The 20,462-nt window shown below is 64.4% G+C and carries 23 protein-coding genes; 11 read left to right on the top strand and 12 right to left on the bottom strand.

The genetic code is table 11. From position 1 onward, the window contains the following. The first annotated feature begins 31 nt into the window (after window positions 1-31). From pgsA to SC1_RS09915, 3 genes are read left to right on the top strand one after another with little or no spacing between them, the layout of a single operon-like run. Window positions 32-604, top strand: a complete 573-nt coding sequence (pgsA, locus tag SC1_RS09925; RefSeq protein WP_062180806.1) for a CDP-diacylglycerol--glycerol-3-phosphate 3-phosphatidyltransferase — start codon at window positions 32-34, stop codon at window positions 602-604. A gap of 10 nt (window positions 605-614) precedes the next feature. Further along, window positions 615-869, top strand: a complete 255-nt coding sequence (gene moaD, locus SC1_RS09920; RefSeq protein WP_202966795.1) for a molybdopterin converting factor subunit 1 — start codon at window positions 615-617, stop codon at window positions 867-869. Next, window positions 866-1,306, top strand: a complete 441-nt coding sequence (locus SC1_RS09915) for a molybdenum cofactor biosynthesis protein MoaE (protein ID WP_062180803.1) — start codon at window positions 866-868, stop codon at window positions 1,304-1,306. The genes moaD and SC1_RS09915 overlap by 4 nt, the downstream gene beginning before the upstream one ends. Before the next feature lie 107 nt (window positions 1,307-1,413). Here the strand turns inward: SC1_RS09915 and SC1_RS09910 are convergent, their stop codons facing one another. Continuing rightward, the gene (locus tag SC1_RS09910; protein WP_062180799.1) at window positions 1,414-2,319 is read right to left on the bottom strand and encodes a hydrogen peroxide-inducible genes activator; all 906 of its coding nucleotides are present in this window, start codon (window positions 2,317-2,319) and stop codon (window positions 1,414-1,416) included. A gap of 134 nt (window positions 2,320-2,453) precedes the next feature. Here SC1_RS09910 and SC1_RS09905 point away from each other — a divergent pair, with 134 nt between their 5' ends. After that, window positions 2,454-2,921 (top strand): hypothetical protein, encoded by a 468-nt coding sequence (locus tag SC1_RS09905; RefSeq protein WP_062183901.1) that lies wholly within the window; start codon window positions 2,454-2,456, stop codon window positions 2,919-2,921. Window positions 2,922-2,935: 14 nt separating this feature from the next. On the opposite strand, the gene trmFO is transcribed toward SC1_RS09905, so the two are convergent. Further along, window positions 2,936-4,282, bottom strand: a complete 1,347-nt coding sequence (gene trmFO, locus SC1_RS09900; protein ID WP_062180796.1) for a methylenetetrahydrofolate--tRNA-(uracil(54)-C(5))-methyltransferase (FADH(2)-oxidizing) TrmFO — start codon at window positions 4,280-4,282, stop codon at window positions 2,936-2,938. Window positions 4,283-4,357: 75 nt separating this feature from the next. On the opposite strand from trmFO, the gene SC1_RS09895 reads away from it, so the two are divergent. Next, window positions 4,358-5,023, top strand: coding sequence for a lysoplasmalogenase family protein (locus SC1_RS09895; protein ID WP_062180793.1), 666 nt, complete (start codon window positions 4,358-4,360; stop codon window positions 5,021-5,023). Here the strand turns inward: SC1_RS09895 and SC1_RS09890 are convergent. Both SC1_RS09890 and SC1_RS09885 read right to left on the bottom strand, forming a co-directional pair. Next, window positions 5,020-5,541 carry a hypothetical protein gene (locus tag SC1_RS09890; protein WP_152682357.1) on the bottom strand — a complete coding sequence of 174 codons (522 nt, stop codon included), beginning with the start codon at window positions 5,539-5,541 and terminating at the stop codon, window positions 5,020-5,022. The two genes, SC1_RS09895 and SC1_RS09890, sit on opposite strands and share 4 nt — an antisense overlap. A gap of 98 nt (window positions 5,542-5,639) precedes the next feature. Continuing rightward, window positions 5,640-6,509, bottom strand: a complete 870-nt coding sequence (locus SC1_RS09885; RefSeq protein WP_062183898.1) for a TauD/TfdA family dioxygenase — start codon at window positions 6,507-6,509, stop codon at window positions 5,640-5,642. Window positions 6,510-6,644: 135 nt separating this feature from the next. Between SC1_RS09885 and SC1_RS09880 the strand changes: the two genes are divergently transcribed. Beyond that, complete coding sequence (locus SC1_RS09880; protein ID WP_062180788.1) at window positions 6,645-7,205, top strand: peroxiredoxin; 561 nt, start codon at window positions 6,645-6,647, stop codon at window positions 7,203-7,205. Between the two features lie 175 nt (window positions 7,206-7,380). Here the strand turns inward: SC1_RS09880 and trpC are convergent, their stop codons facing one another. The 5 genes from trpC to SC1_RS09855 all read right to left on the bottom strand — a co-directional run bounded on the left by trpC (window position 7,381) and on the right by SC1_RS09855 (window position 13,290). After that, the gene (gene trpC / locus SC1_RS09875) at window positions 7,381-8,166 is read right to left on the bottom strand and encodes an indole-3-glycerol phosphate synthase TrpC (protein ID WP_062180785.1); all 786 of its coding nucleotides are present in this window, start codon (window positions 8,164-8,166) and stop codon (window positions 7,381-7,383) included. After that, on the bottom strand, window positions 8,163-9,161 hold the full coding sequence (gene trpD, locus SC1_RS09870; RefSeq protein WP_062180782.1) for an anthranilate phosphoribosyltransferase: 999 nt from the start codon (window positions 9,159-9,161) through the stop codon (window positions 8,163-8,165). The genes trpC and trpD overlap by 4 nt, the downstream gene beginning before the upstream one ends. Then, window positions 9,158-9,748 (bottom strand): aminodeoxychorismate/anthranilate synthase component II, encoded by a 591-nt coding sequence (locus tag SC1_RS09865; protein WP_062180779.1) that lies wholly within the window; start codon window positions 9,746-9,748, stop codon window positions 9,158-9,160. The genes trpD and SC1_RS09865 overlap by 4 nt, the downstream gene beginning before the upstream one ends. Window positions 9,749-9,818: 70 nt before the next feature. After that, complete coding sequence (locus tag SC1_RS09860; RefSeq protein ID WP_062180776.1) at window positions 9,819-11,336, bottom strand: anthranilate synthase component I family protein; 1,518 nt, start codon at window positions 11,334-11,336, stop codon at window positions 9,819-9,821. A gap of 7 nt (window positions 11,337-11,343) precedes the next feature. Then, window positions 11,344-13,290 (bottom strand): peptidylprolyl isomerase, encoded by a 1,947-nt coding sequence (locus SC1_RS09855; RefSeq protein ID WP_062180773.1) that lies wholly within the window; start codon window positions 13,288-13,290, stop codon window positions 11,344-11,346. Window positions 13,291-13,468: 178 nt separating this feature from the next. Between SC1_RS09855 and tpiA the strand changes: the two genes are divergently transcribed. The 4 genes from tpiA to SC1_RS09835 all read left to right on the top strand — a co-directional run bounded on the left by tpiA (window position 13,469) and on the right by SC1_RS09835 (window position 17,242). After that, window positions 13,469-14,221, top strand: a complete 753-nt coding sequence (tpiA, locus tag SC1_RS09850; RefSeq protein ID WP_062180770.1) for a triose-phosphate isomerase — start codon at window positions 13,469-13,471, stop codon at window positions 14,219-14,221. Between the two features lie 129 nt (window positions 14,222-14,350). Further along, window positions 14,351-14,794, top strand: coding sequence for a preprotein translocase subunit SecG (secG, locus tag SC1_RS09845; protein ID WP_062180767.1), 444 nt, complete (start codon window positions 14,351-14,353; stop codon window positions 14,792-14,794). A gap of 107 nt (window positions 14,795-14,901) precedes the next feature. Continuing rightward, the gene (locus SC1_RS09840; protein ID WP_062180764.1) at window positions 14,902-16,533 is read left to right on the top strand and encodes a CTP synthase; all 1,632 of its coding nucleotides are present in this window, start codon (window positions 14,902-14,904) and stop codon (window positions 16,531-16,533) included. A gap of 25 nt (window positions 16,534-16,558) precedes the next feature. Beyond that, window positions 16,559-17,242, top strand: coding sequence for a Crp/Fnr family transcriptional regulator (locus SC1_RS09835; RefSeq protein ID WP_062180761.1), 684 nt, complete (start codon window positions 16,559-16,561; stop codon window positions 17,240-17,242). A gap of 179 nt (window positions 17,243-17,421) precedes the next feature. Here the strand turns inward: SC1_RS09835 and SC1_RS09830 are convergent, their stop codons facing one another. From SC1_RS09830 to SC1_RS09820, 3 genes are all read right to left on the bottom strand, one after another. Continuing rightward, window positions 17,422-18,123, bottom strand: a complete 702-nt coding sequence (locus SC1_RS09830; protein WP_062180758.1) for a DUF899 family protein — start codon at window positions 18,121-18,123, stop codon at window positions 17,422-17,424. A gap of 93 nt (window positions 18,124-18,216) precedes the next feature. After that, entirely contained in the window at window positions 18,217-18,795 is a 579-nt protein-coding gene (locus SC1_RS09825; protein WP_062180755.1) for a hypothetical protein, read from the bottom strand. A gap of 13 nt (window positions 18,796-18,808) precedes the next feature. Beyond that, complete coding sequence (locus SC1_RS09820; RefSeq protein ID WP_062180752.1) at window positions 18,809-19,447, bottom strand: carbonic anhydrase; 639 nt, start codon at window positions 19,445-19,447, stop codon at window positions 18,809-18,811. Window positions 19,448-19,509: 62 nt separating this feature from the next. On the opposite strand from SC1_RS09820, the gene lipA reads away from it, so the two are divergent. Further along, window positions 19,510-20,457: a lipoyl synthase gene (gene lipA / locus SC1_RS09815; RefSeq protein ID WP_062180749.1), complete on the top strand. Its 948-nt coding sequence runs from the start codon at window positions 19,510-19,512 to the stop codon at window positions 20,455-20,457. Window positions 20,458-20,462 lie beyond the last annotated feature (5 nt).

The following is a 20,462-nucleotide window of genomic DNA, read 5'->3' as shown; positions in this document are numbered from 1 at the left end:
CCATTTTCGAACGGACACGCCGACAGGGATCATGCTGAGCCTACCGAACATCCTGACATTGTCGCGCATCCTTGCGGTGCCCATTCTGCTTTTCCTGTTGTGGCCGGGAGTGGTCGAAGGGTCGGCTCAGCCCAAACCGATCGACTATGCGCTCGCTTTCGGCCTCTATTGCCTGATGGGCATTACAGATTATTTTGACGGCTATGTTGCACGCTCACGCGGGATAGTGTCGCGGCTCGGTGCGTTTCTCGATCCGATCGCCGACAAGATCATGATCGCCGCGGTCATATTGCTGCTCGTCTTTACGCGCGACATCACCGGCTATCATGTCATCGCAGCGCTGATGATCTTGCTGCGCGAGATCATCGTGTCGGGTCTTCGCGAATTTCTGGCGACGCTGCAGGTGTCGATGCCCGTGACGCAGCTCGCCAAGTGGAAAACGACCTTTCAGCTTGTCGCTTTCGGCGCGCTGATCCTTGCGGGGGCATTGCCCGCGATGGTCTGGATAAAGACCGTCGGGCTCATCTCGCTTTGGGGGGCGGCGCTGCTGACGCTGATTACCGGATGGGATTATCTGCGTGTCGGTCTGAAGCATATGGATTGAGCGTGGGGTGATGCTGAAAATCGCCTATTTTTCCTGGGTCCGCGAACGGATGGGAGTACCCGACGAGGCGGTCGAGCTCCCGGCGAGCGTTACCGATATCGGTACGCTCATGGCATGGCTCGCCGCGCGCGACGCACGCGGGAAAACGACTTTCGAAGAGCCGGGACGCATTCGCGCGGCGATCGACGGTGTGATGATGGGCCCTGAAGCGCCGCTTGCTGGCGCGCGCGAAGTCGCGCTTTTCCCACCGGTAACGGGCGGATGATCCGCGTCGCGATCCAGCCGGCAGCGATCGACATCGTCGCCGAATTCGATCTTCACGATGCGGGCGGGCATGGGGCGAGCGCCAGCTTCATCGGGCGAGTGCGCGGTGACGGCGACCTGACCGAGCTTTTCCTGGAGCATCATCCCGTCATGACCGCGTCGGGGCTTGCGGACCTTGCACATGCGGCTTCGGATCGTTGGCGTCTTTCAGCGCTGACCCTGATCCACCGCGTCGGCGCGATGACGCCCGGCGAGACGATCGTCCTTGTCCTGACAAGTAGCCCGCACCGGACCGAAGCGCTCGCTGCGTGCGAATTTCTGATCGACCGGCTGAAGACCGATGTCATGCTGTGGAAACGCGAAACCTTTGCCGACGGGCGGGTTCAGTGGGTCGAACCGCGCGAAGGGGATCATGATCGCGCGGGGCGCTGGGGTTAGGCCGTCGAGCCCGGGCTTGACCGGGGATCCCGCTTTTTTGACGCACCCACCGACTTCGGCTTCAAGTGGGACCCCGGATCAAGTCCGGGGTGACTAATCTTCGGTGATCAATCCCCCCTATGCTTGCGGAAGATATCCGCGAGCATCCGGAATTCTTCGGCCCGCGGACTGCCCTTTCGCCACACCAGCGCGATCGTGCGCCAATCATGGTCCGAATCGAGCGGGCGCGTGTCGATGTCGGTGTGATCGAGTATGCCCGCCTCAATGGCCATTTGAGGAAGCATTGTGATGCCAAGGCCGTTGTCGACCATCTGCACCAGCGTGTGGAGCGACGTTCCCATCATCCGCGCGCCGGCGCGCAGTTCGGGGCGGTTGCACGCCGCGAGGACATGATCCTTCAGGCAATGCCCGTCCTCGAGCATCAGCATCTGCGACGGGTCGATCTGGTCCGCGCTGACCATCGCGGGGAGATCCTCCGACTGGTCGCCGGGAAAGGCGACGAATAGCGCGTCGTCGAACAACGGCTCGCTCTCGACATCACCGCATGCATAGGGGAGCGCGAGGAGGACGCAGTCGACGGTACCGTGATGGAGCGATTCGCAAGCCTGCGCGCTCGGTTCCTCGCGAAGGAACAGCTTGAGCGAGGGGCGTTCCTTGCGCAGCCGCGGGAGGAGGCCGGGGAGGAGGAAGGGGGCGATCGTCGGGATCACGCTCATGCGCAGTTCGCCGACAAGCGGTGCGGCGGCGGCGGCGGCCATATCGGCAAGCTCCTCCGCCTCGCGCAGCACGCGATGTGCTTTTTCGACGATTGCATTGCCGAGCATCGTAAAGCGCACGACGCGGCGCGTGCGCTCGACCAGCGTCTGGCCGAGCAGGGTTTCGAGTTCGCGAATTCCCGCCGACAGCGTCGATTGGGTGACGTTGCACGCATCGGCGGCGCGGCCGAAATGGCCGTGTTCGTGCAGCGCCACGAGATATTGCATCTGTTTCAGCGAGGGCAGGTAATTGTGCATTGATCGGATATAGCAATGATTGACTGAACTTTGAACAGTCTGGTCGATTAAAAATCGTCGCCATTGTGGCGCCGTTCGCTGTCGCCGTTCAGATCGCCGTGGTAGCAGGTCGCATCAACCACGCGGAGGGGCGGATGGCAGTTTCCCGTTTTCTGATTGGCGGCGTGGCGAGTGCGCTGTTGCTGACCGGCGGGCTTTTCATGTGGAAGGGCTATACGCAGATCGCCGACGAAGAGGTGCTGCCCGATCCACCGCCAGCCTTGCCGGCGGTCCCCGTTGCCGCGGCCGGGGCGCCCAAACGCGGGCCCGCACCGCCGGCACTGCCCGCGGCCAAGGAGGCGTCGCGCGAGGAACGGCGCTTCAACCGCTTCGACCGGGACCGCAACGAGAGGATCAGCCGCGTCGAACTGATGTCGTCGCGCACCGCGGCTTTCCGCAAGCTCGACAAGGACGGAAATAATCTGCTGACGTTCGAGGAATGGGCCGCGGCAACGGGGCAGCGTTTCGCTGGGGCCGATGGCGACAAGTCGGGCGACCTCACGCGCGCCGAGTTTGCGACGACAGCACCAAAACAGGCGGCAAAGCCCAAGTGTAGCTGTTAGGCGATCGCATCAGGTCAGGCGGCGACGCCTTCGGCTTGCCTGATCCATTCTGCCAGCGCGGTTCCCGCCCGCTGCGTATAGCCAAGCTTGCGGTCCTTCTTTCGGACATCCTCGGCGAGCGGCGGGAAAAGACCGAAATTGACGTTCATCGGCTGATAGGAGGCCGCATCTGCGCCGCCGGTGATATGGCCAAGCAGCGCGCCGAGCGCAGTCTCGGGCGGCGGCGGGGGCAGTGTGCGGCCGCCAAGCTCGGCGGCGGCGAAGCGCGCGGCGACGAGGCCGATCGCGGCGCTCTCGACATAGCCTTCACAGCCGGTGATCTGCCCGGCAAAGCGGATATGCGGCGCCGATTTCAGACGAAGCTGCTGGTCGAGCAGTTCGGGCGAGCGGATGAAGCTGTTGCGATGAAGCCCGCCAAGACGTGCGAATTCCGCCTTTTCGAGCCCCGGGATCGTACGGAATAGTTCGACCTGGGCCGCATGTTTCAGCTTGGTCTGGAACCCGACCATGTTCCACAGCGTGCCGAGCGCATTGTCCTGCCGCAGTTGGACGACCGCATAGGGCCAGCGCCCGGTGCGCGGATTGTCGAGGCCGACGCCCTTCATCGGACCAAAGCGCAGCGTTTCGGGGCCGCGCTCGGCCATAACCTCGATCGGCATGCAGCCCTCGAAATAGGGCGTGTCCTTCTCCCAATCCTTGAACTCGGTCTTGTCGCCGTCGACCAGCCCCTGGACGAAAGCGTGATACTGGTCCTTGTCCATCGGACAGTTGATATAATCCTTGCCGTCGCCGATCGGCCCGACCTTGTCCCAGCGGCTTGCCATCCACGCGATGTCCATGTCGATGCTGTCGCGATAGACGATGGGGGCGATGGCGTCGAAAAAGGCGAGGGCGTCCTTGCCCGTCGCGTCGCCGATGCTGGAGGCAAGGCTCGCCGCGGTGAGCGGACCGGTCGCGACGATCGTCAGGCCTTCGGACGGAAGCGAGTCGACGCGTTCGCGGACGATGGTGATGTTTGGATGGTCGGCCAGCGCTTTCGTCACGCCGCCCGAAAAAAGGTCGCGGTCGACCGCGAGCGCGGAACCGGCGGGGACCTTGTGCACGTCGGCCTCACGCATGATGATCGAGCCCAGGGTGCGCATCTCGCGGTGGAGTAAGCCGACAGCATTGCTGTCACCATCATCGCTGCGAAAGCTGTTCGAGCAGACCATCTCCGCAAGCGTGTCGCCCTGATGCGCCGGGGTCATGTCGCCGCCGCCGCGCATTTCGGAGAGGCGCACGCGATAGCCCGCCTCGGCGAGTTGCCATGCGGCTTCGGACCCCGCGAGGCCGCCGCCGATGATGTGAATGTCGTGGCTCATTTACGCTATCCGTTGACTTGCACTTGTGGAGCCGCGCACTAGGCCCATTGAAAGCAAGATGCAAAGGGGCGGGCGATGAGTGGCGAACAAGGGTGGGATCGGGCGCGCTGGTTGTGGCTGCTGGCACTCGCCGGCGGGATCAGCTTTTTCGGTGCTGTCTATCTGCGGCTCGACGGTCCGGCGATCTGGGCATGGAAGACGAGCGGTGTCGGATTGCTGGCGCTGTGGGCCGCAGCGAATGCGCGCGGACGTGACGGCTGGATGATCGCGGCGGTACTCGCTTTCGGCGCGCTCGGTGACTGGCTGCTCGACGCGAAAGGGCTTGTTACCGGAGCCGCGGCCTTCGCGGTGGGGCATCTGATCGCGATTACGCTGTACCTGATGAACAGGCGGCCTCAGATGACACCCTCGCAACGCCTGCTCGGCTGGCTGACGATGCCGGCGACGCTGGCGATCGTCTGGGGCATGCTGAGCCCTGCTCCCGGCTGGTGGCACGCGGCAGTCTATTCGCTGTTCGTCGCGGCGATGGCGGCCGCGGCATGGACCAGCCGCTTCCCCCGCTATCGCACCGGCATCGGCGCGATGCTGTTCCTTGCGAGCGACCTGTTCATCTTTGCGGGCGAGGGCGCGATCCTGTCGAAGGATGTCACGCTTTGGCTCGTGTGGCCGCTCTATTTCGGGGGGCAGGCGCTGATCGCGTGGGGCGTGGTCGGCACGCTGGCGCGGGAAGCGAAGGCCTAGTCCTCACCGCGCGCGCACGCCGCTATCCACGCCTTGTCGTCGGCCTCCGGGCCTTCGCCACCGAGGCTGCGGACTTTGGGCATTCCGGCGGCGGGGCGTGCATCGGCGCACGAAAAAGGCTGGTTGCTGTCGGCGCCATAGAGGCGGGCGCCGCAGGCATGAAGAGTCCGGTTCGAGCTTCCCCAGCCGACTTTCTCGGCACCCGCCGGCGCTTGCCCGGCGCACCAGGTATCAGTTTCGGAGCCCGGATCGCCGCAGATGCGGTCGATGCTTGCGCTCTTTCCTTCCGCTGTCGCGACAAAACGCTGCGTATAATCCGCGTTGGTCGCAAAATCGCGCTGGACGCCACAAACGCGCGTGCCGGTCTGCATCATCAGCGTGTAAGAACAGATGCGTGCGCCCTGATAGGTTTCGCAGCTCATCCATGCACCATCGAAGGGCCGGCGCACGGGTTCAGGCGCAGCTCCGCCCGTCATTAATGCGGCGAAGGGAAGGAGGGCGAGAGAGGCGAGACGCATGGGAGATTGCTTTCGTGAGGGAACGCGGGGATCTATCCTCAGACCGGCGCGCTTTACAATGCCGGTGATCACAGGTCGCGCAAATATTCCTTATCTTTTTAGGATGTTGTCGCCTTCCCATCCCACGCCGCGATCGTCGTGCGGTGAAGCAGCCGGTCGTGACCGTCGTAGCCGCCGGTGGCGCGGTGGAGGACCGAGCGATTGTCCCACATGATAAGCATGTCGGGTTCCCATTGGTGCGAGTAGCGAAACTCGTCGCGACCCTGCCACTGGATCAATTCGTAGAGCAACGGCAGCCCTTCATCGTCGTCGACCCCATCGAAGCCGATGATATAGCCCGCGCAGCCGAACAGGCCGAGGCGACCGGTCTCCGGATGTGCTCGTACGAACGGATGGAACTGCGTTTGGAGCGCTTCGTCGTCCGAGCGAATATCCATGCTGCGGCCGCTTGGTCCTTTGGGATCATTGGCGCCATACATGCCGGTCGGCGCATAGCCGTTGCGCGCGCTGTGGATCGCCTGAAGTCCCTCGACCCGCGCACGAAGGTCGGCGGGCATCGCGTCAAGTGCCGCGTGCTGGTTCGAAAATTCGGTATTCCCGCCCACCGGCGGAATGGTGATCCCGAAGAGGCAGGTACCCGCGGGCGGACGGGCCTGAAAGCTCCAGTCGCTGTGCCAGTTTTCTGCGAACAGCGGGGCGGTTTCGTCGGCCTTGCGTTTCACAGCGATGATATGATCGTGGCCGGGGATGGGGCGGATGAAGGGATCGTCGCCGAAGCCGCCGAAATAGCCGGTGAAGCGCTCGAGATCGTCCTCATTCATCTTCTGGTCCGGAAAGGCAAGGACATGATGGTCGAGCCAGGCTGCGCGAATATCGGCGATGGTTTCGGGGGCAAGCGGCCGCGTCAGGTCGACTCCGGTAACGCGCGCGCCGCACGCCTGTCCGCTGGGAGTGATGTTTAGCGTCATCGCGCCATGCTGCGCCGTCCGGAACACAAGGTCAATCGGGCGAGCGCCGCCCAGGCGGAGGATCGATGTAGACGCAGCAACTTTTATCCATCATCCTCATTCCCGGCAGCGCTTGCCGAAGGTGGAGAACCGCAGATGAAAACCCTGATGAAGATTGCGATGTCGGTCGGCCTTGGCCTGTCGCTCGTGGCCATTCCGGTACAGGGTATCGCCGCCCTTCAGAAAGGCGCGAAGGCGCCCGAATTCACGCTGAACGCGGCGCAGGGCGGCAAACCCTTTGTCCTGTCGCTGAAGCAGACGTTGAAAAAGGGGCCTGTCGTCCTCTATTTCTTCCCCGCGGCCTTCACCCCGGGCTGCACGATCGAAGCGCATCTGTTCGCCGAGGCGAGCGACGATTTCAACAAGCTGGGCGCCCGCGTGGTGGGCGTGACTGCGGGTAATATCCATCGCGTCGAGGAGTTTTCAAAGTCCGAATGCCGCGACAAGTTCGCCGTCGCTGCCGATCCGGGCGCGAAGATCGCAGCGAAATATGATTCGACGATGCAGGGCGCAAATGGACAACCGCTGTCGAACCGGACATCCTATGTGATTGCGCCGAACGGCACGATCCTGCTGAGCTACACTGACAGCAAACCGCAGGCGCATATCGAAAAGACGATGGCCGCGGTTCGGGCTTGGAAGGCGCGTCAGCGGTAAGACACGGATATTTAAACGGGCGGCCGATTGGCGGGCGCTACGTTGTTCCGGTAAAGACCTAAGTCGGTCGTCGCTCGCGGCGGGGCCTGTCGGCTTAGCGCTAGCTCTCCAGCGGCTCCCCCCTTTGCGGAGGGGGCGGTTATCGCGAACGTGCCAGCCTATCCCAAAGCCGTCTTCAGCCTTCGAGCAGGGCCTTTGTTGCCGCCGTGACGTCGGGCTGCCGCATCAGGCTTTCGCCGACGAGGAAGGCGTGGACGCCGCTGACCGCCAGCCTTTCGCAGTCCTTATGGCTTGCTATGCCGCTTTCGCCGACGAGCAGCGTTCCGGGCGGGACGAGCTTTGCCAGGCGCTCCGTAACCGCGAGGTCGGTTTCGAAGGTGCGCAGATCGCGGTTGTTGACGCCGATCAGGCGCGACTGGAGCTGCGTGAGCGCGCGGTCTAGTTCGATCTCGTCATGCACCTCGACAAGCACGTCCATGCCGCGTTCGAAAGCTGCGGCCTCGATTTCGCGCATCGCGCCGTCTTCGAGCGCGGCGACGATGATCAGAATCGCGTCGGCGCCGATGGCGCGTGCCTCGGCGACCTGCCAGGGGTCGACCATGAAATCCTTGCGAAGCGCGGGCAGGCCGCAAGCGGCGCGCGCCGCGACCAGATAATCCTCATGCCCCTGAAAATATGGCGCGTCGGTTAGGACCGACAGGCACGCAGCACCACCGGCGGCATAGGCGCGCGCATGATCGGCAGGGTCAAAATCAGGCCTTATCAGTCCCTTGGACGGCGAAGCCTTTTTTACCTCGGCGATCAGGCCAAAGCCGCCAGCGTCGATCTTCGCGCGAAGCGCCGCGGCGAAACCGCGCACCGGGCCTGCGTCGATCGCGTCGAGATCGGCGAGCGAGCGTATGGCGCGGCGTTCGGCGACCTCATCAGCCTTGGTGGCAAGAATTTGCGTCAGCTTGTTCATTTGTAGGCGATCCAGCAATTGAGCAGCGCGTTGGCAAGGCCCTTGTCGATTGCCTCGGCGGCTTCCTCGACGCCGTCGCGCAGGGTTTCGACCGCGCCCGCGACGACGAGCGCTTCGGCGGCATTATAGAGCACTGCGTCACGGTAGGCGCCCGGCTCTCCTTCGAGCAGGCGGCGCAGCGCTTTCGCATTATATTCGGCATCGCCGCCGCGGATTTCGCCGAGCGAGCGCGTCGGCAGGCCGGCGTCGGCGGCGACGCTGCGCTGCATGCGCACACCCTCGGGCAGGACCACCGCGACCTCGTTGCCGCCTGCGAGGGATAATTCGTCGAGCCCCTCATCGCCCGATATCACGCGCGAATGTTCGGTGCCGAGCCGGTGCAACGCCTCGGCATAAACGGGGACATAGGCCGGGCGCGCGATACCCACGAGCTGGCGCGTAACACGCGCAGGGTTGGCGAGCGGGCCCATCAGGTTGAAGATCGTCCGCCGTCCGATCGCCCTTCGGATGGGCATGATGCGCTTCATCGCGGGGTGCCGCGTTCCGGCGAAGAGGAAACAGATACCGAGGTCGGCGAGCTGCTCCTCCGCCTGCCGGTCGGCGCGCTCCATGTCGAGACCGAGCGCTTCCAACGTATCGGCCGCGCCCGATTTCGAAGAAGCGGCACGATTTCCATGCTTTGCGACCGGAACCTCGCACGCCGCGACGACGATCGACACGGCGGTCGAGACGTTGAGCGTATGATGGCCGTCGCCGCCGGTGCCGCAGACGTCGATCGCGCCCGCAGGCGCATCGATCGGAATCAGCCGGTCGCGCATCGCCTGCGCCGCTGCGGCGATTTCGACCATCGTTTCGCCCCGGTCAGAAAGCGCGTTCAGGAATTCGATGATATTGTCGTCGCTCGCCCCGCCGTCGAGCATCGTCGCGAACGCATCGGCCGCCTCGTCGTGATCGAGCAGGCCGGCGGGGTCGGGAAACGGACCGAAGCGGCTCATGCGGCCTTCCGTTCGCCGACCGGCAACCCCGCGATTTTCAGGAAGTTGGCGAGCATCGCATGGCCATGTTCGGTCGCGATGCTTTCGGGGTGGAACTGGACGCCGTGGATCGGCAGGTCGACATGGCGGAAACCCATCACCGCGCCATCGTCGCTCGTCGCATTGATCACCAGAGTCGCGGGAATGTCGACAACCTCTAGGCTGTGATAGCGGGTCGCCTGAAAAGGTGAGGGCAGGCCCGCGTAAAGCCCGCTGTTGTCATGACATACGGGCGAGGTCTTGCCGTGCATCAGATGGCCGCGCTGGACTGTGCCGCCGAAATGCTGGCCGATCGCCTGGTGGCCAAGGCACACACCGAGCAAGGGGCGGCGCGCTTCGGCGCAGGCGGCGACGAGGTCGAGGCTGATGCCCGCCTCGTTCGGCGTGCAGGGGCCGGGTGAAATCAGGATCGCATCGGCGCCGGTCGCGAGCGCGTCGGCCGCGGTCAGCGCGTCGTTGCGCTCGACGCGCACGTCGACGCCCAACTCGATCAGATAATGAACGAGGTTGAAGGTGAAGCTGTCATAATTGTCGATGACGAGGATCATGGCGGCGGCCCTAACGTTTTTGCGGCGGCGGGGGAAGCATTAGGAACTATTCGTCCGTCAAGCTCTGCTGTTACTGCCCGTACCCCGGCGTTCCGGCGAGCCGTACCGCCTCTCGCGCCGCGGCGAAGAGCGCGCCGGCCTTTGCCTCGCATTCGCGCTGTTCATAGGCGGGATCGCTGTCCGCGACGATGCCTGCACCCGCCTGAACGTGCATTTCGCCGTCCTTGACGATCGCGGTGCGCAGCACGATGCAGCTATCCATATTGCCGTCGGGTGCGAAATAGCCGACGCCGCCCGCATAGGGCCCGCGCGCATCGGCTTCGAGTTCGGCGATGATCTGGCACGCGCGCACTTTCGGCGCGCCGCTGACGGTTCCTGCGGGGAAGCCCGCGAACAGCGCGTCGATCGCGTCCTTGTCTGGCGCGATGCGGCCGATCACGTTCGAGACGATGTGCATGACATGGCTATAGAATTCGACGGTGTAGCTGTCGGTCACGGCGACCGATCCGCCAATGGCAGCGCGGCCGACATCGTTGCGGCCGAGATCGAGCAGCATCAGATGCTCGGCGCGTTCCTTGGGGTCGGCGAGCAGGCTTTCGCGATTCTCGACATCCTCCGCGCTCGTGCGTCCGCGCGGGCGGGTGCCGGCGATCGGGCGGATCGTGATCTCGTCATCGCGCACCCGCACGAGGATCTCGGGAGACGATCCGATCAGCGCAAAGCCGGGCAGGTCGAGGAAATAGAGGAAGGGCGAGGGGTTGATGCGGCGGAGTGCCCGGTACAGGTCGAAGGGCGGCAGGTCGAACGGGGTAGAGAAACGCTGCGACAGAACGACCTGAAAAATATCGCCCGCGGCGATATAATCCTTCGCGGTTCTGACCATTTCGGCAAAATGTGCGGGCGTGGTCGCCGGGTTCGCCGCGATGTCGGTCGGCAGTGCGTCGGTCGACGCGCGCTCGGCATGGGCGCTGACGCTCGACAAGCGCGCGGCGATCGTGTCGAGCCGGTCCTGTGCCGTCTCGATCATCCGGTCGATAGCGCCATCGGCATCGGGCCAGATCGGTGCGATCAGGAACAGTTCGTCGGCGAGGCGGTCGAAGACGAGGATCGTCGTCGGGCGCACGAACACCATGTCGGGCAGGCCGAGCCCCGCGCCCGGCGCGCGCGGGATGCGCTCGACAAGGCCGATGGTTTCATAAGCGAAGAAACCGACGAGCGTCGCGAGCGCCTTGGGCAGCCCGTCGGGCACGTCGAAGCGGCATTCGGCGACGAGGTCGCGCAATGCCTGAAGCGCGGGAGTAGCGAGCGGCTGGAACGCCTCGCGGTCGGTGCGCCAGTCACGGTTGATGCGCGCGGCGTCGCCGGAGACTTCGAACATCAGATCGGGATCGAGCCCGAGCAGGCTGTAGCGCCCGCGCGTCTCTCCGCTCTCGACCGATTCGAGCACCCAGTCGCCACGCCCCGGCTCGATCAGCTTGAACGCCGCCGACACCGGGGTTTCGATGTCGGCGATAAGCCGCTGCCAGACGACCGCGCCGCGCCCCTGCGCCAACGCCTCGAGCGCGGCGGCTCTGCCCTCCAGCGCCATTGCCGGTTTATTCGGCGACCGGCGCGTTGCCGGTCAGCTCGGCGCGCAACTGGTCGACGAGCTTTTTGTTGATCGTGACGCCGACACGGCGCTTTGCTTCGGCGGCGAGTTGTTCGATCAGCTCGTTGCCGAAGGCGGGCGCGAGCGGTTGCGCGATCGCGGCGACGCGCGCCGGTTCGATCGTCTTCGGGTCGGGGCGCTGAACATCGTTGAGCGCGATTACCATCCAGCCGCGGTTGCCGGGGATTTCGAGCGTCTTCACGCTGCCCTTGGCCATCGAGAAAAGCAGCGAGAGTTCGGGCGGCACGGGCTTTCCGCCCGCACCGAGTTCGGCACGGCGGCCGCCGATCGTCTGGACATTGCCGATGTTCGGGCCGGCTGCGGCGACGGCTTCGCTCAGGCCCTTGCCGCCTTCGACCGCCTTGACGATCGCGCGTGCCTTGTCGCGGGCGACTTTCTGGCCCTCGGCAAAGCGCCATTCGCTGAGCAGATCGGCGCGCACCTGCGCGAACGGCGGCGGCGCGGCTGCGACGATCGACTTCACCGCATAGACGGCGAATTTTTCGTTCTCGACGAGCGTAGCGATATGGCCTTCGCCTTCACCGGCGGCCTGGAATGCCTGCGCGACGAGCGGCGCGAGTTCGGGGGCAGGGACGAATGCGGGTTGTTCGGGCGCGCGACCGCTCGGCAGGATCGCAGGGGTTTCGACGAGCTGGAGCTTGCGATCGGCGGCGATTTCCTCGGCCGATGCGCCGCCGTTCACGGCGTCCTGGATCGCATTGTAATAATCGACGATCGCTTCGTTCGCCTTGTTCTTTGCGAGTTCGGTGCGGATCTCGGCGCTTGCGTCGGCAAGGCTGCGCGCGGGTTTCGCCGTCACGTCCTCAACGCGTGCGATGGTCCAGCCAAGGCCGGTCTGCGTCGGGCCGATCAGGTCACCGCGCTTGGCGGCGAAGGCGGCTTTAGCGGCCGCGGCGCTGGTCGTTGCGGCATAGGCCGACTGGGTGAGGTCGCCCGTCGTCGAGGCAGAGAGGCCCGCTGCCTGCGCCGCGGCGGCGAGCGAAGTGCCGCTGCGAACTTTCGCGGCGAGCGCGTTCGCGGCCGCCTGATCGGGGACGATCACCTGCGCAAAGCGGCGCGTCTCGCTCGCAGCGAACTGCGCGGCGTTATCTTTATACACCTTGGCGATTTCGGCGTCGGTGACTGCCGGAACCGGCACTGCGCTGCGGTCGAACAGCGCGTATTGGATCACGCGGCGTTCGGGCACCGTGAACTTCGCCTTGTTCTGCGACAGGAAGGTCTTCAGCGCGGCATCGCCGGGGTCGGCGGTCGGCGCGAAGGGACTGGACGGAATGAAGGTTGCCTGGCCGCGGCGCTGCTCCATCAGGAGAGCGGCATAGGGCTGGGCCATGCCCGGCGCGATCCGGGGCATCATCGCGATCGGCGCGGCGAGCTGTTCGAGCAGAAGCTGTTGGCGCAGGTCGCGGCGGAGCTGGGTTTCGGTGATGCCGTTCTGGCGCAGGAAATTCTCGAAGACCTTTTGGTCGAACTTGCCCGACACGCCGGCAAAGGCGGGCAGGTCGGCGATGCGGCCATCGATCAGTCGCTTGCTGACGCTGAAGCCCAGGCTCGTCGCGAACTGGTCGAACGCACTGCCCTCGACGAGCTGATTGAGCACCTGATCGAGCCCGCCTCCTTCAACGAAAGCCTCCATCGTCAGCCCCGGCTGCCGCTGGCGCGCCTGATCATAGGCCTGCCGCGCGCGGTCGCGCAATTCACCGACACCGATCTGTTCGCTGCCGACCTTCGCGACATTGGCGCCGCTAAGCCCGCCGAAGTTCGAGTTGCCAGTTATATCGCCCATCGCGAAGGCGAGGCCGACGAGGACGACGAAGGCAAGGGCGAGGACTTTGCCGATCGTCGAGGAAAACATGGCGCGGATGGCGGTAATCATGAACGGGCATTCTTTCGGCAAGGCGCTGATGAAGCGCGATAGCGCGCTGCTTTAGGCGGGAGCCGGGGCGGCATCAAGGCCGGAAAGGGGCTTTTCATGCGTGCGCGACGCTGCTTGCCTATGGCGCCCATGCGCCGCTAGGGCGAGGGCAAGGTTCGAACGAAGGGAGAGGCGGTACATGACGCGGCGCAAATATGTGGTCGGCAACTGGAAGATGAACGGGCTTTCTGCCGCGATCGGCGAAGCGCAGGCGATATTCGCCGCGGCGGATGATCATCCCGCGGTCGATGTCGCGATCTGCCCGCCCTTCACGCTGATCGGCGCGATGGTTGCTGCGGCGCCGGGCAAGGCCGTCGGCGGGCAGGATTGCCACAGCGCCGTATCGGGCGCGTTCACCGGATCGGTCGCCGCCGGGATGCTCGCCGACATTGGGGCGAGCGTTGCGATCGTCGGGCATAGCGAACGGCGCGAGGGGTTCGGGGAAAGCGATGCCGATGTGCGCGCCAAGGCCGAAGCGGGCCTCGCCGCCGGGCTGTCGGTGATCCTATGCGTGGGCGAACCGCGTGAGGTGCGCGAATCGGGCGGCGCGATCGATCATGTGCTTGCGCAGATTGCGGGATCGGTGCCCGACGACTTCGATCCGCACCGGCTTGCCATCGCTTATGAGCCGATCTGGGCGATCGGCACGGGGCTTGTCCCGACCGTCGCCGATGTCGCCGCGATGCACGGTGCGATCCGCGGCGCTCTTGGTGCGCGCTTTGGCAGCCCGGCGGAGGATATGCGCATTCTTTACGGCGGTTCGGTCAATGGCGATAATGCCACCGAGCTGTTGGATGCAGCCGATGTCGATGGTGCGCTCGTCGGCGGCGCAAGCCTAACCGCCGCGAAGTTCGTGCCGATTGTCGCAGCGGCGGCGACACTTGCGGGTTGAGCATTACCCGTCGCCTTCGTGGGGGCGACGGATTGTTTCTGAGGTGACGTATGGGTTGAAGCGAAGCCGCTTCGTCTCTATGTGCGCCGCGAGCGCGGTCCGTGTGAGGCCGCGCAAGTTCGGGAAAATATGATGTCCAGCCTTTTCACCTTTCTGCTTGTCGTTCAGGCGCTCGTTGCCGCGACGATGATCGGCGTCATCCTGATGCAGAAGTCGGAAGGTGGCGGTTTGGGCGTCGGCGGCAGCCCTGCGGGCCTGCTTTCGGCGCGCGGCGCGGCGGATTTCATGACGCGCGCAACGACGATCCTCGCGACGGCATTCGTCGCGCTGTCGATTGTCCTTGCAGCGATGGCCTCGGTCGGCCGCAGCGGTTCGACGATCGATACCTCGCTTTCGAAAACGGCTCAGCCGGCGAGTGCTCCCGCCTCGTCGCTGACGGGTCCGGCACAGCAGGCCCCGGCCAATGCAGCGCCCGCCCCCGCGAGCGACGATCCGCTGGCGGCCGCTGCCGCAGCGGCGGCAAGCCAGGAAACCGCTCCGGCTCCCGCGCAGGCACCTCCCGCCAAGAAATAACCGGCGGCTTCGGCCTCCACCGTAACCCGCCCGGCGGAAAATATTTCCGCCGGATGCGATTCGACGGCTTGCGCCGTCCCCCTCCCGTTGAGTAAGTCTTTCCTCCCATGGCGCGGTTCATTTTTATCACCGGCGGCGTGGTCTCCTCGCTTGGCAAAGGTTTGATGGCGGCTAGCCTCGCAGCCTTGTTGCAGGCGCGTGGCTATCGTGTCCGTATCCGGAAGTTCGATCCCTATCTGAATGTCGATCCGGGCACGATGTCGCCCTATCAGCACGGCGAGGTCTATGTGACCGACGACGGCGCCGAAACCGACCTCGACCTCGGCCATTATGAACGCTTTACCGGCGTTGCCGCGCGGCAGAGCGACAATGTCACCTCGGGCCGCATCTATCAGGGCATCATCGCCAAGGAACGCCGCGGCGACTATCTGGGCGCGACGGTACAGGTCGTTCCGCACGTCACCGACGCGATCAAGGAATTCGCGCGCGCCGAGATCGACGATCTCGATTTCGTGCTGTGCGAAATCGGTGGCACCGTCGGCGATATCGAATCGCTGCCGTTTATCGAGGCGATCCGCCAGCTCAAGAATGAAGAGGGACGCGAAAACGCGATCTCGGTCCACGTCACGCTGGTGCCTTATATCGCGGCCGCCGGCGAGTTGAAGACCAAGCCGACACAGCACAGCGTGCGCGAACTGGCGTCGCTTGGCGTCCAGCCCGATATCCTGCTCTGCCGCTGCGAAAAGCCGCTGCCCGAGAGCGAGCGCGCCAAGATCGCGCTTTTCTGCAACGTCCGCAAGGAAGCGGTAATCCCCGCGCTCGATGCCGACAGCATCTATTCGGTCCCAGTCCAATATCATGGCGAAGGGCTGGACAGCGAGGTCCTGCGCGCGTTCGGCATCCATGACGCGCCCGCGCCCGACCTGTCGCGCTGGTACGACATCATGGACCGCAAGCAGCATCCCGAGGGCGAGGTCACGATCGGCGTCGTCGGCAAATATGTTTCGCTGCCCGACGCCTATAAGTCGCTGAACGAAGCGCTGGTTCACGGCGGCATGGCGCACCGGGTCAAGGTGAATATTCGCTGGCTCGATGCCGAAATGTTCGAACGCGACGAGGATCTGGCCGCCAATCTTGAGCCGATGCACGGGATTCTTGTACCCGGTGGTTTCGGCGAGCGAGGGTCCGAAGGCAAGATTTCGAGCGTGCGCTTTGCGCGCGAGCGCAATGTGCCTTTCTTCGGCATCTGCCTTGGCATGCAGATGGCGTGCATCGAAGGCGCGCGGAACACAAGCGGTATCGCGGACGCATCGAGCACCGAATTCGGCCCGACCGATGAGCCCGTCGTCGGCATGATCACCGAGTGGATGAGCGACGAAGGCCTGCAAAAGCGCGGCGCCGACACCGACCTTGGCGGGACGATGCGGCTTGGCGCCTATGAGGCGAAGCTGTCGCCGAACAGCCATGTCGCGAGCGTATATGGCGCGAACGACATCAGCGAACGCCACCGTCACCGCTATGAGGTGAACAACGCCTATCGCGAGCAGCTCGAAAAGGGCGGTCTCGTCTTTTCGGGCATGTCACCCGACGGCATGTTGCCGGAAATCGTTGAGCGCCCGGACCATCCGTGGTTTATCGGGGTGCAGTTCCATCCGGAACTCAAGTCGAAGCCGTTCGACCCGCATCCCTTGTTCGCGGGTTTCATTGAAGCGGCGGTGAAGCAGAGCCGGCTGGTCTAGGCCGGGCAAAAGGGGTGTAGGGGCAATGGATCACGCGAGACTCGCCGAATTGCAGGGCCCCGACAGCATTTTTTCCGGACTGACGGTCGAGGATTGGGCCGAAATTGCCAGCCGCGCGGTGCAGGTCAATTTCGTCAAGGGCAAGGAATTGCTTGTCCAGGGCGACCCGGGCGACATGATGTTGATCCTGACCGAGGGCACCGCGCGCGTATCGATGCTGACCTCTGGCGGGCGCGAAATCGTGCTCGCTTACGCCGAGCCCGGTGCGATATTGGGCGAGATCGCATTACTCGACGGCGGCGAACGCACGGCCTCGGTGACCGCAACGAGCGCGGGGAGCGCGCTCCAGCTTGGCCGCAACGCGCTCAAGGATTTCGCGGCGAGCCATTCCGAATTTGCCTGGTCGTTGATGCAACAGCTCGCGCGGCGGCTGCGCACCGCCGACCAGACGATCGAAAGCGACCGCGCCTATGCGTCAGGGCCGCGGCTTGCGCGTTATCTGAAGCGGCTGATCCGCAAGGATGTCGAGGCGTCGCAGCGCGTCGAGCTCAGCCAGACCGAACTTGGCAATTTCGCGGGCATGAGCCGCGAGCATATCAACCGCCAGCTCAAGAGCTGGGAAGAATCGGGCGTGATCTCGCTCGAACAGGGCCGCGTGCGCGTGCTCGACACCGATATGCTTGAGGATATCAGCGAAAGCGAAGGGTAGGGGGCGGGTTTCGACCCGAAGCGGACCTCTTTATCCTCGTCATCCCGGGCTCGACCCGGGATCCCGCTTTTCGAATGTACCGGCTCGCTTCACAAAATAACGGGACCCCGGATCAAGTCCGGGGTGACGAAAGTGGGGTTAAGTTGCGGCAGCTCCCACCCCAAAAAGGCCGTCCACCTTCAATATTCCAGCGACGGATACCAGTCGGTCCCGCGGCCCGACGGCGTCAGATCCAGGATATTCCACAGGCTGGCGATATCGGGCGCGTCGCGCGGGTCCTGCCCCGGATCGGCCATTTCTGGGGTCATCTCGCTCTTCCAGAACAGGCGCACCTCGTTACCGATCTTCTTGAACACCGCGAGCGCCGGATTCTCGCTTCCGTCCGCGTTGAGCAAACGGAAGTCGCGGGCATAATCATCGCCGACGGTTTGCAGGAAATCGAGTGCCTGCCATCCGCGTTCGAGCGCGAAGGCCTTTTGCCGCTCGACCGGACTGCGGCCGAAAACCTTGAACGCGACGCGCTGTTTCAGATCGTTCGCATTGCCGTCGACCGAGCCTAGCCAGTTGGTGCACATCGGGCAGGGGCGCTCGCGGTCGGGGCCGTACATCCAGAAATAGCTGACGAGCGTGTCGTGCCCGGCGAACAGATCTGCGAGTCCGAGTTCGGCGCCATTGGCATCCTTGAACCGATAATCCTTCATCACCGGCCCCGGCGGCAGGGCACGGCGCTGTTCGGCGATCCGCGTCATCTTGCGGCGCAGGTCGATCTCTTCGGCCAGCAGCGACTTTCTTGCCTTGGTATATGATTCATCTTCGCCGGGAAATGCACGTCTACGGGAAGCAAGTGCCGGCGCAGCCGACAGGGTTTGGCGAAGGGCCATCCAATTCTCCTTTTCTGGGAGAACGTGTGATTCGGGCGATTGTTGCAGGGGCGGGTCACAATTGCCCGCAGCCGAGCCTCGCTTCGTCGCCGGTCAGGCGGGTTCGACTTCCCACAGGATCAGCTTGGTCGCCTGGACATTCTCACGTGCCTTTGCGCCTTCCAGCCGCGTGAGCTTGGCATCGCCCTTCAGCGCGCTCATTTCGAACATTGCATCGACAACGACCACCTCGCCCGCGCCAACCTCGATCTCCAACGTGCCGGCATGCGCCATGATGCCCTTGGCCATCGCGGCGTACAGCCGGTGCGTGCCAGGTGCCACATCGGCCATCAGCATCTGCCCCGACTTGATCTGACCCTTTGCCGTCTCGTCGAGCGTGACGTTCATGCCCTGCAGCGCGGCGACGAAGCCGCGGCGCGTCACATAGATGCGGGCCTTGCCCTCGGGCGCGCGCATAGCCCGGGCGTCGGCGAGGGTCGCGGTATCGGCTTTCTTGCCCGACTTGTTGTTCGACAGCGACCAGACGATCAGCCCGACGATCGCGACGAGGGTGACGACCGAAAAAGTCAGCATCGCCCCGGTAGAGAGCGATTGGGCAAGAGCGGGTCCCAGAAACGCCCCGACGATTGCCGCGACGAAAATCATGGTCACCCAGAATGTATTCTTGCTCATGTCGCCCTCCTGTTCAGGCGGGAGAGAAGTCCCCCGTCGCCTCATCCATCAGATGCAAGACCCCGTCGCTGATCGCGAAAAAGGCGCCGCGCAGGGTCAGCGTACCGCGCCGCACCTTTTCCTGAATGCACGGAAAAGTCATCAGATTGTCAAGGCTTACGCGAACTGCCGCAAGTTCCATCGCGCGGCCGGCGTCGCGATTGTCGATATTGGGATGCTCGCTGCGCACCCGTTCGCTCGCATCGTCGAGCATCGCGATCCAGTCGGCGATGAACCCGCCGCGGCCGGGCTCGGCGCCCGCCATCGAGCGGTGCAGCGCGGCATGGCAGCCGCCGCACAGACCGTGCCCCATGACGACGATTTCCTCGACCTTCAGGAATTGCACCGCGAACTCAAGCGCGGCCGAGACGCCGTGACGGCCCGGCGTCGTCTCGAACGGCGGGACCAGCGCGGCCACGTTGCGAACGACGAAGATTTCGCCCGGATTGGTATCGAAAATCTGCGACGGTTCGGACCGGCTGTCCGAACAGGCGATCACCATCACCTTCGGCGATTGCCCTTCCGCAAGCTGTCCCCAGCGTTCGCGTTGCTGCGCCCAACCGCCGTTACGGAAACGGCGGTATCCCTCGATCATGTCTGCAAAGTGAGTCATGGAGGCGCCTTAGCATAGGTAGAGAGGTTGAGAAGAGGCGCGTGCACGACTATGTGGGCGGCATGAACGCTCCCGCCCAGCCTCAATCGGCCTCCGCCACCACTCCCAGCCAGCGCAGCCGCAAGCCCGACTGGATCCGCGTCAAGGCGCCGACCAGCCCCGGTTACGCCGAAACGCGCAAGCTGATGCGCGAACTCAACCTGCATACGGTGTGCGAAGAAGCGGCGTGCCCAAACATCGGCGAATGCTGGACCAAGAAGCATGCCACGGTGATGATCCTTGGCGACACCTGCACGCGCGCCTGCGCCTTTTGCAACGTCAAGACAGGGATGCCGCGCCCCGTCGATCCGCTGGAGCCCGAACATACGGCAATCGCGGCGGCGAAGATGGGGCTCAGCCACATCGTCATCACCTCGGTCGACCGCGACGATCTGCCCGACGGCGGCGCGAGCCAGTTCGTCAAGGTCATCAACGCGCTGCGCCGCGAGACGCCGCAGACGACGATCGAGATCCTGACCCCCGATTTTCGCAACAAGCCCGAAAGCGCGGTTGCGGCGATCGTCGATGCGCGTCCCGACGTCTATAACCATAATCTCGAAACCGTGCCGCGGCTCTATCCGACAATCCGCCCCGGCGCGCGCTACTATGCCTCGCTGCGCCTGCTCGAAAGCGTCAAGCGCCGCGATCCGTCGATCTTTACCAAGTCGGGCATCATGCTCGGGCTCGGCGAGGAGCGGATGGAGGTCCATCAGGTGATGGACGACATGCGCAGTGCCGACATCGATTTCATGACGATGGGCCAATATCTACAGCCGACACCGAAGCATGCGAAGGTCGCCGAGTTCGTGACCCCGCAGGCGTTCGACGCCTATGCGCAGATCGCGCGCGCCAAGGGCTTCCTGCAGGTCGCCTCTTCGCCGCTGACTCGTTCCAGCTATCACGCCGGCGACGATTTCGAGCGGATGCGCGCGGCGCGCGAGGCGCAACTGGCGCGCGTCAAGGCGGGCTGAGCGCC

Source organism: Sphingopyxis sp. C-1 (assembly GCF_001047015.1).
GTDB lineage: Bacteria > Pseudomonadota > Alphaproteobacteria > Sphingomonadales > Sphingomonadaceae > Sphingopyxis.
Note: the sequence above shows the minus strand (reverse complement) of the source record. Positions and strands in the feature narration are given on the sequence as shown.

Excerpts from the sequence above, each read along its gene's own strand:
- pgsA (WP_062180806.1), top strand. The coding sequence starts at position 32 with ATGCTGAGCCTACCGAACATCCTGACATTGTCGCGCATCCTTGCGGTG.
- moaD (WP_202966795.1), top strand. The coding sequence starts at position 615 with ATGCTGAAAATCGCCTATTTTTCCTGGGTCCGCGAACGGATGGGAGTA.
- SC1_RS09915 (WP_062180803.1), top strand. The coding sequence starts at position 866 with ATGATCCGCGTCGCGATCCAGCCGGCAGCGATCGACATCGTCGCCGAA.
- SC1_RS09910 (WP_062180799.1), bottom strand. The coding sequence starts at position 2,319 with ATGCACAATTACCTGCCCTCGCTGAAACAGATGCAATATCTCGTGGCG.
- SC1_RS09905 (WP_062183901.1), top strand. The coding sequence starts at position 2,454 with ATGGCAGTTTCCCGTTTTCTGATTGGCGGCGTGGCGAGTGCGCTGTTG.
- trmFO (WP_062180796.1), bottom strand. The coding sequence starts at position 4,282 with ATGAGCCACGACATTCACATCATCGGCGGCGGCCTCGCGGGGTCCGAA.
- SC1_RS09895 (WP_062180793.1), top strand. The coding sequence starts at position 4,358 with ATGAGTGGCGAACAAGGGTGGGATCGGGCGCGCTGGTTGTGGCTGCTG.
- SC1_RS09890 (WP_152682357.1), bottom strand. The coding sequence starts at position 5,541 with ATGCGTCTCGCCTCTCTCGCCCTCCTTCCCTTCGCCGCATTAATGACG.
- SC1_RS09885 (WP_062183898.1), bottom strand. The coding sequence starts at position 6,509 with ATGACGCTAAACATCACTCCCAGCGGACAGGCGTGCGGCGCGCGCGTT.
- SC1_RS09880 (WP_062180788.1), top strand. The coding sequence starts at position 6,645 with ATGAAAACCCTGATGAAGATTGCGATGTCGGTCGGCCTTGGCCTGTCG.
- trpC (WP_062180785.1), bottom strand. The coding sequence starts at position 8,166 with ATGAACAAGCTGACGCAAATTCTTGCCACCAAGGCTGATGAGGTCGCC.
- trpD (WP_062180782.1), bottom strand. The coding sequence starts at position 9,161 with ATGAGCCGCTTCGGTCCGTTTCCCGACCCCGCCGGCCTGCTCGATCAC.
- SC1_RS09865 (WP_062180779.1), bottom strand. The coding sequence starts at position 9,748 with ATGATCCTCGTCATCGACAATTATGACAGCTTCACCTTCAACCTCGTT.
- SC1_RS09860 (WP_062180776.1), bottom strand. The coding sequence starts at position 11,336 with ATGGCGCTGGAGGGCAGAGCCGCCGCGCTCGAGGCGTTGGCGCAGGGG.
- SC1_RS09855 (WP_062180773.1), bottom strand. The coding sequence starts at position 13,290 with ATGATTACCGCCATCCGCGCCATGTTTTCCTCGACGATCGGCAAAGTC.
- tpiA (WP_062180770.1), top strand. The coding sequence starts at position 13,469 with ATGACGCGGCGCAAATATGTGGTCGGCAACTGGAAGATGAACGGGCTT.
- secG (WP_062180767.1), top strand. The coding sequence starts at position 14,351 with ATGATGTCCAGCCTTTTCACCTTTCTGCTTGTCGTTCAGGCGCTCGTT.
- SC1_RS09840 (WP_062180764.1), top strand. The coding sequence starts at position 14,902 with ATGGCGCGGTTCATTTTTATCACCGGCGGCGTGGTCTCCTCGCTTGGC.
- SC1_RS09835 (WP_062180761.1), top strand. The coding sequence starts at position 16,559 with ATGGATCACGCGAGACTCGCCGAATTGCAGGGCCCCGACAGCATTTTT.
- SC1_RS09830 (WP_062180758.1), bottom strand. The coding sequence starts at position 18,123 with ATGGCCCTTCGCCAAACCCTGTCGGCTGCGCCGGCACTTGCTTCCCGT.
- SC1_RS09825 (WP_062180755.1), bottom strand. The coding sequence starts at position 18,795 with ATGAGCAAGAATACATTCTGGGTGACCATGATTTTCGTCGCGGCAATC.
- SC1_RS09820 (WP_062180752.1), bottom strand. The coding sequence starts at position 19,447 with ATGACTCACTTTGCAGACATGATCGAGGGATACCGCCGTTTCCGTAAC.
- lipA (WP_062180749.1), top strand. The coding sequence starts at position 19,510 with ATGAACGCTCCCGCCCAGCCTCAATCGGCCTCCGCCACCACTCCCAGC.